Here is a 12,738-nt window from a genome sequence, read left to right on the forward strand (position 1 = left end):
GGAAAGGATCATGGCGATGAAAATCGGTACTGACGCTTTTAAAGAGCGGGTATCACAGGGGATCGATAATGAATTTATGAGAGGCGCTGTTTCGGGGGCGCAGGAGCGTTTGCGGACACGGCGCCTTGAAGCAGCCGAAGAGCTGGGTAACTGGGAGGAGTGGCGCTCGCTATCAGAGGAAATCAGGCAGCATGTCCTTGAAAACCTCGATTTCTATCTCGGCCAGCTAGCCGAAAATGTGGCGAAAAGAGGGGGGCATGTCTATTTCGCGGAAACAGCGGAAGAGGCATCTTCTTATATTCGCGATGTCATTCAAAAGAAGAATGGGAAGAAAATCGTAAAATCAAAATCAATGGTCACAGAGGAAATCAATCTGAATGAGGTGCTGGAACAGGAAGGCTGCGAAGTCGTCGAAACCGACCTCGGCGAGTATATTTTGCAGATTGATGATCATGATCCGCCTTCACATATCGTAGCGCCCGCCCTTCATAAAAATAAAGAACAGATACGCGATGTATTTAAAGAAAGGCTGGACTATCAACATACAGAAAAACCGGAAGAGCTAGTGATGCATGCGCGCGCCATCCTCCGGGAAAAGTTTCTGGAGGCGGATATCGGCATTACCGGCTGTAACTTCGCCATTGCTGATACGGGTTCTGTCAGCCTTGTGACCAATGAAGGAAATGGACGGCTTGTGAGCACCTTGCCGAAAACGCAAATCACTGTGATGGGAATGGAGCGGATTGTCCCGTCATTTTCTGAATTTGAAGTCCTTGTCAGCATGCTGACAAGAAGCGCTGTCGGACAGCGGCTGACAAGTTATATTACGGCTTTGACAGGACCGAAGCTGGAAGGGGAAGTGGACGGGCCGGAGGAATTCCATCTTGTCATTGTTGACAATGGCCGGTCCAATATTCTCGGAACGGAATTCCAATCCGTGCTGCAATGTATCCGCTGTGCAGCTTGTATCAATGTCTGCCCTGTGTATCGCCATGTCGGCGGACACTCATACGGCTCCATCTATTCGGGGCCGATCGGAGCGGTTTTATCGCCGTTGCTCGGAGGTTATGACGATTTTAAGGAGCTGCCGTACGCGTCTACATTGTGCGCGGCTTGTTCTGAAGCCTGTCCGGTCAAAATTCCGCTTCATGAGCTGCTTCTCAAGCATCGCCAGAACATCGTCGAAAAAGAAGGCAGAGCGCCGATCAGTGAAAAGCTTGCGATGAAAGCGTTCGGACTTGGCGCGTCCTCTTTGTCGCTTTATAAAATGGGCTCAAAATGGGCGCCAGCCGCCATGACGCCTTTTACAGAGGACGAAAAAATTTCGAAAGGGCCGGGCCCGCTCAAAAGCTGGACACAGATCCGCGATTTCCCAGCACCGCATAAATCGAGATTCAGAGATTGGTTTACAGACAGAGAAACAAGTGAACGCACGAAGGAGGAGCAGTGATGACGAAGGGAAACGTTCAGAATCAGGAGAGCTTTTTAAACCGAATCGCATCACGCCTGGGCCGTGAAAGAAGAACAGGGGGCGTGGCAGTCCCTGAGTGGGCGCATCAGCCGCAATATCAAACACTTAAAGGATATTCAGCGGATGACTTAGTCACAGTCCTCAAAAACCATTGCGTCAAAATCCATACAGAGCTGATTGAAACGGATTCAACCGGCCTTTACGATGCCCTCCGCGAGCAGGTCAGCCGGTTTTCCGGAGGCCCTGTCATCATTCCGAAGGACCCCCGCTTTGAAGAATACGGACTAAAAAGCTTGCTCACCAAGGACTGGCCGGGCGAAGGAACGCCGGTCTGGGAGTGGGATGCTGACAAAGGCGAAGAAAATATCAAAAAAGCGGAGCAAGCCAATGTAGGGATCACATTCAGTGAAATCACACTGGCTGAGTCGGGGACGGTTGTCCTCTTTTCCTCAAAAGACATCGGCCGGTCTGTCAGCCTTCTGCCGACGACCTATATTGCGATTGTCCCGAAATCAAGCATTGTGCCAAGAATGACGCAAGCCAGTGAAATCATCCGTCAAAACATTGCGGACGGCGTCACTGTTCCTTCATGCATCAACTACATTACCGGACCGAGTAACTCAGCCGACATCGAAATGGATTTGGTCGTCGGGGTGCACGGACCTGTAAAAGCCGCATACATTCTCGTTTCTGACCGTTGATTTTAAAAGCCCGGCATATGCCGGGCTTTCTGCTTGAAAAAAACTTCAACTATCCAATTTTTTGGCCGATGAGAAGAGTATGACTTGAAAAAGGAGGAAGTGCGATGAAAAAATGGCTGATTATAGCTGTTTCACTGGCGATTGCGATCGTGCTGTTTATGTATACACAAACAGAAGCGAAGGCAGCCGGCATGACATTAGGCTACACGACTGGGGATACGGCCTCATACAATTCTCTAACGAAGTATCATACATACATGAATGCCATCGCTACAGATACGTTTGCGTTTGAAAAAAACGGACAAGTCATTGGCGATGCCCCAAGCAAGCAGCTGACATATGCGAAAAAGAAAAAAATCAAGACCTGGGCTGTGATTTCAAACTATAATGACGACATTTACGATTTTGACGGAGATTTAGCCAAGCGGGTCATGAGTAATAAAACAGCGAAAAAACGATTCACAGATCAGCTAATAGCACTGGCCAAAAAGCACTCATACTACGGTATCAATATCGATTTTGAAGCAGTGAATCCAGAAGACCGATCCAAATACTCACGCTTCATTCAAGATGTTTCACAGGCTCTAAAAAAGAAACAGATCAAAACAATGGTTTCCGTTCCGGCCAAAAGCGCAGATGATCAAAACGATGAATGGAGCTGGCCGTATGATTATGCGAAAATCGGTAAATATGCCGACTACGTACAAGTCATGACTTACGACGAACACGGCATTTGGGGCGAGCCGGGCTCAGTGGCAAGCACAAGCTGGATCAAAAGCTCTCTGCAGTTTTCGGTTAAAAAAATCAAAGCCAATAAAGTCATCATGGGAATCCCGGCGTACGGCTATGACTGGGATATGAAAGACGGCAGCGGGAGCACAATGTGGGAATGGAATGAACTCAAGTCCCTCATCAAAAAGCAAAAAGCAAAGCCGGCATTCAACAAAAAGTCAGGTTCGATGACGTTTTCTTACGTTGACAAAAAGAAGCATAAACATGTCGTGTGGTATGAAAACGAAAAAACCATTCAAACGAAAAGCCGCCTGGCAAAGCAATATAAAATAGCAGGTGTCTCAGTCTACGCATTAGGAAACGAGTCAGAATCCTTTTGGAAAGCCATTCAAAAAGGGACAAAATAACAGTTTCTTTTTTTTCTGAAGTTATTGACAGGGAAAAGAGAAGCACGTATATTATGTTAATATATTCAGATCGTAAAATTTAAGTTTTTCAGAAAACTAAAACACATAGATTGGGAGCAGTAAAAGAAAGTGATCAGAACAGAGAGCTGCGGGATGGTGCGACGCAGCCTGATTCTTCTTTGAACTCGCCCGGGAGTGGTAAGACGAAAAGGAATAGATTGAATATTCCCCATGTTTTAACGGCTAACCTTCGTTACAGGTCAAAAGCTGGATTCTTTAGGAAGAATCAACAAGAGTGGTACCGCGGTCAGCCGAAGGCTCGTCGTCTCTTTATCTATTAGATTAGATAGGAGACGGCGGGTTTTTTTGTTTTTGAAAATGAGAAGGAGAGGTACAAGAGGATGAAAAAGGACAATCAGACGTTAAAACGCACGATGACGTCCCGCCATATTATGATGATGGCGCTGGGCGGAGCAATCGGCGCAGGTTTATTCAAAGGGAGCAGCTCAGCGATTGATGTGGCAGGGCCATCTGTCATTATCGCTTACCTGCTCGGCGGCATTATTTTGCTGTTTATTATGCAGGGGCTCGCGGAAATGGCTGTGCGCAATCGAAACGCCAGAACCTTCCGGGATCTTGTTCAACAGGTATTAGGAAATTACGCTGCTTATTTCTTGGATTGGATATACTGGAAAATGTGGGTGCTTAACATTGCGGCTGAAGCTGTTGTGGCTGCGATCTTTATTCAATATTGGCTGCCGGGCTGCCCGATCTGGGTGTTGGCATTAGGAATTTCTCTTATCGTCACGATTGTAAACTTGCTTTCTGTTAAAATCTTCGCCGAAACCGAATATTGGCTGGCAATGATCAAGATTACTGTTATTATTCTCTTTATTATATTAGGATTGTTGCTCTTATTTGTATCATTCGGTGATCATACAGCTGCCGGGTTTTCAAACCTGACAGAGCACGGCGGATTTTTCCCGCACGGCGGCACAGGGCTGATTACGGCGATGCTTGTCGTGATCTACTCTTACGGCGGTACAGAAATTATCGGTGTGACGCTTGCTGAAACAAAGAATCCGGAAAAGGTTGTCCCGAAAGCTGTCCGAAGCACACTGACACGGATTGTCGCGTTCTACCTGCTGCCGTTTTTCATCATCGTCAGCCTGATTCCATGGAATCAGGTCAATTCCGTTCCGGAAAGTCCTTTCGTTATGGTCTTTAAAATGGTAGGTATTCCGGGTGCGGATCATATTATGAACGCAGTCATCCTGCTGGCGATCATTTCTTCTATGAATTCAGGTTTATACGGATCATCACGCATTTTATATACACAGGCTACTGACGGAAGGCTTCCGAAGATCTTTTCGAAGCTTTCATCGAAAAACGTACCGATGTTTGCGATTCTGATGTGCACCTCCTCTCTCTATATTGGCGTATTGATTTCTCTGTTCGCAGGAAGCCAAACGTTTAATTACTTAATGGGATCATTGGGGTATACCGTTTTATTCATTTGGCTGATCATCGGATTCGCTCATTTGAAATCGAGAAAAGAGCAAACAGAAACACCGGCCTATTATGTAAAATGGTTCCCATACACCACATGGTTTGCGATTCTGGCGTTACTCGCCATTCTGATCGGGGTCATCCTGACAACGTCAATTGTCATTACCAGCATTACTGCGGCGATCTACCTTTTGATTACAGTTGTATATTTGGTCAAAGGACGCAAGCATCAGTAAATAAGGAACCCTCTTGTCACATCCGACAAGAGGGTTTTTATTATTGTGCAGCCTTCTTCTTTACACAGATCGCCGCTGCTTTTTGTGCTTTTGATTTTGAATTCACGAGGCAAATGCTCGTCACAATCAGCAGCAGACCCGCCAATAGGCTATAGGTGAGCGGTTCATGCAGGAAAATAGAGCTGGCCACGATCGAAATGAGCGGAATCAAAAAAGTATAGGAAGCGACCTTGCTTGCTTCTCCTGAACCGACAAGTGTAAAAAAGATAAGCCAACCGAGTGCGATAACGAATACAGAGATGAACAGCAGGCTCGTGATAAACGGAGCTGTCCATTGGATCGCAGAAAAGCTTTCTGTCCAAAGGCCGGATATAAGCAGAAACACGCTGCCGATCGTCAGCTGCAAGGCGACCATCCAGATGGAATCGACACGACTGCCTGTTTTTTTCATATATACTGTTCCGAGCGCCCAGCTGAGTGCGGAGCCGAGAGCCAGCAGAACCCCAATAACAGAAATATGCCCGCCAAAGCCTGCGGCACTAATGACAGCTACTCCTGCAAAACCGAGGATCAGCCCGATTACTTTCATGGCAAACATGGATTCGCCGAGCCACACCCAAGAAAACACGCCCATCAGAACCGGCTGAAAAAAGACGATCGCGGAAAACAGGCCCGCTGGAAGGTAGTTCAGCCCGATCGTTTGCAGGCCGTAGAATAACGTAATATTTAAAAGTGCAGAAATTAGATAAATCGGCCATGTTTCTTTTAAGCGCAATTTATGAATACGCGGCAGTGCGACAATGACTAATAAAAGCCCGCCGATCAGCGTCCGGATGCCCGCGAACAACAATGGCGGCGAATAGGCGAGCGCTGCTTTTGACAGCGGCCAATTGATGCCCCACATGATGACGAGAAAGGCGAGCAGGAGCGCTGTCCGCGTTTTTGAGAGCTGTTTCACTTTTCAATCACTCCTTGTAGAACTTTTCCATTATGATACTGTAGAATATAAGATAAATAAAATGAATCTTTTTTATAAGGAGCATAAGTAAATTGTTATGACCATTACACAATTAAGGGTTTTCGTGAAAATTGCTGAAACGGGAAGCTTTACAAAAGCGGGGCAGGCGCTGAACATGACACAGCCGGCTGTCAGCCATGCGATTTCCGCGATTGAAGCTGAGCTTGATGTGAAGCTGATCATTCGTGACCGCCGCAATGGCCTGATGCTGACCGAGACGGGGAAAAAAATCTTAGTCCACATCAGGGAAGTCTTAAAAGGCATTGAAAAAGTTGAGCAAGTCGCAGCCGCGGAAAAAGGGCTTGAACTGGGAACGATCCATATCGGCACATTCTCAACTGCCTCGGCTTATTTTATGCCGAAGCTGATCAGTGAGTTTAAACAAAAATATCCGAAACTGGAGCTCGTGCTGCACGAGGGAACTGTAAATGAAGTCAAGGAGTGGCTTCACACACGGATGATAGATGTCGGCATTCTTCTGTATCCAACAGAGGAGATGGAGTACATTCGGCTGAAAAAAGACAAAATGACCGTCGTGCTCAGGGACGATCATCCGCTTTGCAGCCGTTCGGCTATTACGCTGAAGGATCTCGACCGTGAACCGATGATCGTCTGTGACGGCGGCTATGAATCGCCTTTTATCGATATGTTCAGGCAGGCGGGCGCTACGCTTCACGCCGCTTTCACAGTCTATAACATGAACACCTCGGTCAATATGATCAGAGAAGGATTGGGCCTGGCGATTTTATCAGAAATGTCCATGTCGGGCATGCCGCTGCCAGAGCATGTGGTGACGCGGGATTTGGACCCGCAGGTGTACCGTGATGTGCAGCTTGCTGTTCCATCACTGAAGGAGGCTTCTCTGGCGGCTAAGCTATTCATTGATATGGCGCAGGAATTGTTTGGTGCAGAATAACGGTGCCAACCCGTTCGTTTTATATTGTTCGAATTTCATCGAATCAAATTCTTTTATTCCTGATTGCAGTTGTGTTATGGTGTGAGAGAAGTCCTTTCGATCATGACTTGACAGCTTGAGGCTGTTTACTGATATCACAATTGCAAAGGAGAAAAACATGTCTACTCAACAACGCAAAGATACCTTGCTTTCTGTCTTGAATTTATCTCCGGTTGTTCAGGGAGGAACGATTGCAGAATCATTCCGAAACAGCATGGACTTGGCGCGCCGTGCGGAGGAATGGAGCTATCACCGCTACTGGCTCGCTGAGCATCATAATATAGAAGGTGTCGCAAGCTCTGCCACCGCGGTTCTGATCGGCCATATTGCCGGCGGCACAAAGAAAATCCGCGTCGGCTCCGGCGGCATTATGCTTCCGAACCACTCTTCACTAGTGATTGCTGAGCAATTCGGCACACTGGAAACGCTGTATCCCGGACGGATTGATCTGGGGCTCGGACGTGCGCCGGGAACAGACCAATTGACAGCAAGAGCGCTCCGCAGAAACATCAGCAGCGGTGAAGATTTCCCAGAACAATTAGAGGAACTGCGCAATTACTTTAAACCGTCCGGAAATGTGCGCAATCAAGTCCGCGCCATTCCGGGAGAGGGCATAGATGTGCCGATTTGGCTGCTGGGTTCAAGCGGCTTCAGCGCCCGACTGGCAGGCGAACTGGGTCTTCCGTTTGCGTTCGCCGCTCATTTCTCGCCGGCGAATACGGTTCCCGCTTTGGAGCTGTACCGCAATTCGTTTACGCCGTCAGAAGTGCTCGACGAACCGTATGCAATGGTCGGTGTAACGATTATCGCCGCAGATACAAACGAGAAAGCGCAGCATCTGGCTACATCGCATTACCAGCGATTCCTTGATCTAGTACGCGGCACCCCGAACCAGCTTAAGCCGCCTGTTGAGGATATGGATCAAATCTGGAGCCCGTATGAAAAAGCGATGGTCAATGAACAGCTGAGCTCCACGATTGTCGGCGGTCCGGAAGAAGTGAAGGTGAATCTGGAAGGATTTGTCAAAACGACACAGGCTGATGAAATTATGGTCAACTCAGAAACCTATGAACACGCAGACAGAATGCGTTCGTTTGAAATCATCGCTGATGTGTGGAAAAACAGATAATCAAAAAGCACGCAGATAATTTTGCGTGCTTTTTGATTTCTATTATTTGGGTCGGATTGTATTATATTGAATTTTTTAAGGTATATGATACTATTAAATCAAATCAGAAAATTTTTTAAAAATAGGCACGAAAGGAATGCTTACATAAATGCCTACTTCTTTAAAGTCGGTTTTTGGTATCTCAAGGAACGTTTTAAAAAGTTATGTCGACAGACAGCAAATAGATGAGGATTACCAAGATAAGATAGAATTAACTGATCACCATATCGTAATATATGGTGAAACAAAAGTTGGCAAGACTTTGCTTAGAAAAAAGTATGTTACAAAAGATGAAAATACTATCGTAATTGATTGTACAAAAGGGGTAAACTTATCCGATATCTACACTCAAATCTTATATAAAGCTGGTATTGAAATATCTGAAAGCCTTTCTAAAAGTATTGAGAAATGTACAAAGTTAGATAGTCAAGTAGAGGCAAACCTTTTTCAATTTATAAAGGCTAAAGTATCCGGTGAATCAACTGAAAAAGAGCTTTCTAGTGAAACTAGAAGAGTGAATTTGCCTAATACCGTAAGTGTTAGAGTTGCTGAAGCGCTAGTTAGCAAAGAAATACAATTTATTGTACTTGATGATTTTCATTATTTAAATTTAGTAGATCAATATCTTTTAGCTTTTGATTTAAAAATGTTTTATCAAATTGGTCTACGTTTTATTATAATCGGAACTAAAATAAATAATGGTTATTTTGAGAAATTTAACGGCGAATTAGCACAAAGGATTGATTATATTGATGCAACTAGATGGTCAAAGAATGATTTGTTAGAAATAAAAAAAAGAGGATGTAGAGAACTTAATATTGATATAAGCGATGATGTAATAAACTATTTTGTAGAAGCATCTAGCCATATTGTTGCGGTATATCAACAACTTCTCTTTGATTACTGCCGTGAAAGCGGTGTGAGACAGTCTAGTAATCATCAAGTTATCTTAAATGATTTAGAATTGGCGATAAAGTGTAATAAATTATACTATAAAAGAATCAGTGAGGAATATCTAAAGAGGATTCAACATATTGCAGATGGAGAAAGAAAAGGAAAATTAAAACTATACTATTACATCATGAAAATTGTTTTAACTTCTAATAATGACGTTGCTAGAAAAGGATTTTCATTTCAGTATATTTATGATAACCTCTTGCAAATACATATGAATAAAACTATAAATCATGGTGCTCTAACATCTGTGCTTAACCATTTTGAAGAATTACAAACAAAAAAGAATATTTTCCCTAAAGTCTTTTCTTATTATGACAAAAGGTTATATAACAGACTCCTTATTTTACTATATTTTAAAGCACTTTGATAAGGAAAATATTGATGAGGTACTCCCGCCGCATGATTTTCAATTAAGTTTTAATTTTAATAACTAATTAAAATGAAGACAGCTATCGTGTAAATGCTGTCTTCATTTTAGTTTCTTCGCCGATTGGCGAATGATCAACTCAGGCTCAAATATGACATCCTCTTGCTTCGGCTTTTTATGCTCTAAGCAGTCAATAACATATTTTGCAGCCGCTTTTCCCAGCACAGACTTCGGGTGCTTCACAGAGGTTAATTTCACCTCGGAGATTTGCGCGAAATGAGAATCATCATACCCAACGATGGACATATCCTCAGGCACTTTGATATCCATCTCCCGCAGCATATCAATCACCTTCAGCGCAATTTCATCGTTATAACAAAGTATGGCTGTCGGCATATGCTTGCTGTTTTTCTCCAATGTGGCTTTCACTTTCTCCAGCAGTCTTGATTCTTTTTCTTCCGTCGTAAACGTCACAATCATATCCGGAGAAGGGAATAACTCACGCTCACGATGCGCCTGTATAAATCCGTTCATCCGTTTGACACCCTGCGTGTCATCAGCTTTAAAAATACCCATCATGTGCGTATGGCCGAGAGAGAGCAGGTGCTCGGCCGCCATCACACCGCCTTTCACATCATCCAGAGTAAAACTTGGTGCGGCAAGCTCGGCGTATGACGCATTAATCATCGCAAAAGGAATGCCGTTTTTCTCTAAATTAAGATAGTAGCCAATATTCGGCGTTTGCAGAGCGCTTTTTGTCGGTTCTACAATCAATCCGTCAATATGCTGTGACAGCAGGTTTTCTAATCCTCTGCGTTCATTGTCCGGATTGTTGTTTGTGCTGGTCAATAGCATAGAATATCCCTGCTCGCTTAAATAGGATTCGATTCCTCTAATGATGCTCGGGAAAATATAGTCTGATATGTAGGTTGTCAGAACACCGATCGTTTTATTGGAATGCAGCGCTGACTTAGCAGAGCGTGAAGCGACAAAGGTGCCCCCGCCTTGCACGCTGTACAGCAGACCTTGTGATACGAGGTCTCCGATCGCTTTGCGAATGGTATGCCGGCTGACGCCAAATTGCTGCATTAACTCGTTTTCGGTAGGGATCTTTTGATCGGGCAGAATTTTGCCTTGATTAATCCATGAACTGATTTCTTCTTTTACTTGAGCATATTTTGGTAACATATCCATTCCTCCAAAATGTATACGGACAAATTTCAGTATATCACAGTGATCTATACAAGAAAACATTGACAGAAAATGCAAACGGGATTATCCTATATTTGTACGTACTAATAAACAATAATTTTCGTTAAATTTTTAAATAAGTACGTACAATTAGAAAGAGAAATGTAAACGCTTTACTCAACATTCGGGAGGGCAGGGAAATGAAGAATACTCCAACTCAATTAGAACCAAATGCTCCTGTAACACGAAGCCATTCAATGGGATTTGTCATTTTGATCTCATGCGCGGCGGGACTTGGCGGCTTATTGTACGGCTATGACACGGCAGTGATTTCAGGCGCCATCGGTTTTCTGAAAGATTTATACAGTCTGAGTCCGTTTATGGAAGGGCTTGTGATTTCCAGCATTATGATCGGAGGAGTAGTGGGCGTCGGAATTTCTGGATTTTTAAGCGACAGGTTCGGACGGAGAAAAATTTTAATGACAGCTGCTTTGTTATTTGCGATATCAGCCATCGTTTCAGCGCTTTCTCAAGACGTGTCTACCTTAATTATTGCAAGGATTATCGGAGGCCTCGGGATTGGGATGGGCTCATCACTCTCTGTTACGTATATTACGGAAGCTGCGCCGCCTGCCATACGCGGAAGCCTTTCTTCCTTATATCAGCTCTTTACGATATTGGGTATTTCCGCGACGTACTTTATTAATCTCGCTGTGCAGCGGTCTGGAACATACGAATGGGGTGTGCACACCGGCTGGAGATGGATGCTCGCTTATGGAATGGTGCCGTCTGTGATCTTTTTCCTCGTATTGCTCGTCGTGCCGGAAAGTCCGAGATGGCTGGCGAAAGCGGGCAAAACAAAAGAAGCGCTAAAGATACTGACACGTATTAATGGAGAAACTGTTGCAAAAGAAGAATTAAAGAACATTGAGAACTCTTTAAAAATAGAACAAATGGGATCGCTCTCCCAGCTTTTCAAGCCGGGTCTCAGAAAGGCGCTTGTCATTGGAATCCTGCTGGCACTGTTTAACCAAGTCATTGGCATGAACGCGATTACTTACTACGGGCCGGAAATCTTCAAAATGATGGGATTCGGACAAAATGCCGGATTTGTGACAACCTGTATCGTAGGGGTTGTAGAAGTCATCTTTACCATTATTGCGGTGCTGTTGATTGATAAAGTCGGACGAAAAAAACTGATGTCCATCGGATCTGCTTTTATGGCTATTTTTATGATCTTAATCGGAACGTCGTTCTACTTTCAGTTAACAGGCGGACTTATGCTGGTCTTCTTTATTTTAGGTTTTGTGGCGGCATTTTGTGTATCTGTAGGGCCGATCACATGGATTATGATTTCTGAAATCTTCCCGAACCATCTGCGTGCGCGGGCCGCGGGTATTGCGACCATCTTTTTATGGGGAGCAAACTGGGCGATCGGACAGTTTGTGCCAATGATGATCGATTCATTCGGGCTCGCCTATACATTCTGGATTTTTGCGGTGATTAACATCCTTTGCTTCCTGTTTGTTGTTACGATCTGTCCGGAAACGAAGAACAAATCGCTTGAAGAGATTGAAAAGCTCTGGATAAAATGAAAACGCTTTAAAAAAAACAGGCCCTTTCTTTTGGAAGGGCTGTTTATGTTGGGATGCACCTTTTGGCGTTTACTGTATAAGATATAGATATATAGGAAAAAATAATGCTGGATAAAACGCTGCGCATGAAACTCTGCGAATATTGTCGATGAATTGACTCTTAACAGTTGAATAAACAATTCCACCCTGTTAAAATAATTAAAGAAAGCAGAAATAATTTTTTTTGGCTATGATGGGACGTTTTTTGTCATAGCGGGACGTATAATGTCCAGCGAAAAAAGGAAGGAACGTTTGAGTCATGAACCAGTTAATACAAGCTCAAAAAAAATTATTGCCTGATCTTCTGCTCGTTATGCAAAAGAGGTTTGAAATCTTGCAGTATATCAGGCTGACAGAACCCATCGGGCGAAGAAGCCTGTCTGCCAGTCTCG

Annotated in this window: 10 protein-coding genes, 1 pseudogene and 1 other annotated feature; of the genes and pseudogenes, 9 read left to right on the plus strand and 2 right to left on the minus strand. The window is 44.3% G+C overall.

What is annotated here, in order from left to right:
• Nucleotides 1-10: 10 nt before the first annotated feature.
• The 4 genes from lutB to RAC86_RS07320 all read left to right on the plus strand — a co-directional run bounded on the left by lutB (nt 11) and on the right by RAC86_RS07320 (nt 5,056).
• A complete protein-coding gene (lutB, locus tag RAC86_RS07305; RefSeq protein WP_014115214.1) occupies nt 11-1,450 on the plus strand; it encodes a lactate utilization iron-sulfur protein LutB in 1,440 nt (479 codons plus the stop codon).
• A complete protein-coding gene (gene lutC, locus RAC86_RS07310; RefSeq protein WP_014115213.1) occupies nt 1,450-2,172 on the plus strand; it encodes a lactate utilization protein LutC in 723 nt (240 codons plus the stop codon). Before lutB ends, lutC begins: the two co-directional genes overlap by 1 nt.
• A gap of 104 nt (nt 2,173-2,276) precedes the next feature.
• On the plus strand, nt 2,277-3,311 hold the full coding sequence (locus RAC86_RS07315; protein ID WP_072565281.1) for a glycosyl hydrolase family 18 protein: 1,035 nt from the start codon (nt 2,277-2,279) through the stop codon (nt 3,309-3,311).
• Nucleotides 3,312-3,408: 97 nt separating this feature from the next.
• Nucleotides 3,409-3,644, plus strand: a binding site (T-box leader).
• 68 nt (nt 3,645-3,712) lie between these two features.
• On the plus strand, nt 3,713-5,056 hold the full coding sequence (locus tag RAC86_RS07320) for an amino acid permease (RefSeq protein ID WP_014115210.1): 1,344 nt from the start codon (nt 3,713-3,715) through the stop codon (nt 5,054-5,056).
• A 40-nt stretch (nt 5,057-5,096) separates the two neighbouring features.
• Here RAC86_RS07320 and RAC86_RS07325 read toward each other — a convergent pair whose 3' ends face one another.
• Nucleotides 5,097-6,014 carry a DMT family transporter gene (locus RAC86_RS07325; protein WP_061187906.1) on the minus strand — a complete coding sequence of 306 codons (918 nt, stop codon included), beginning with the start codon at nt 6,012-6,014 and terminating at the stop codon, nt 5,097-5,099.
• Between the two features lie 97 nt (nt 6,015-6,111).
• Between RAC86_RS07325 and RAC86_RS07330 the strand changes: the two genes are divergently transcribed.
• The 3 genes from RAC86_RS07330 to RAC86_RS07340 all read left to right on the plus strand — a co-directional run bounded on the left by RAC86_RS07330 (nt 6,112) and on the right by RAC86_RS07340 (nt 9,521).
• Complete coding sequence (locus RAC86_RS07330; RefSeq protein WP_014115208.1) at nt 6,112-6,990, plus strand: LysR family transcriptional regulator; 879 nt, start codon at nt 6,112-6,114, stop codon at nt 6,988-6,990.
• Between the two features lie 157 nt (nt 6,991-7,147).
• Complete coding sequence (locus tag RAC86_RS07335; RefSeq protein WP_072565280.1) at nt 7,148-8,158, plus strand: LLM class flavin-dependent oxidoreductase; 1,011 nt, start codon at nt 7,148-7,150, stop codon at nt 8,156-8,158.
• Between the two features lie 148 nt (nt 8,159-8,306).
• On the plus strand, nt 8,307-9,521 hold the full coding sequence (locus RAC86_RS07340) for an ATP-binding protein (protein ID WP_236827519.1): 1,215 nt from the start codon (nt 8,307-8,309) through the stop codon (nt 9,519-9,521).
• A gap of 102 nt (nt 9,522-9,623) precedes the next feature.
• Here the strand turns inward: RAC86_RS07340 and araR are convergent, their stop codons facing one another.
• Complete coding sequence (gene araR, locus RAC86_RS07345) at nt 9,624-10,709, minus strand: arabinose utilization transcriptional regulator AraR (RefSeq protein WP_133058572.1); 1,086 nt, start codon at nt 10,707-10,709, stop codon at nt 9,624-9,626.
• A gap of 203 nt (nt 10,710-10,912) precedes the next feature.
• Between araR and araE the strand changes: the two genes are divergently transcribed.
• Nucleotides 10,913-12,307 (plus strand): arabinose-proton symporter AraE, encoded by a 1,395-nt coding sequence (araE, locus tag RAC86_RS07350; RefSeq protein WP_072565279.1) that lies wholly within the window; start codon nt 10,913-10,915, stop codon nt 12,305-12,307.
• A gap of 298 nt (nt 12,308-12,605) precedes the next feature.
• Nucleotides 12,606-12,738 (plus strand): annotated as a pseudogene (locus RAC86_RS07355) (hypothetical protein); the annotation flags it as partial.

The organism is Bacillus sp. LR_5, from assembly GCF_042709275.1.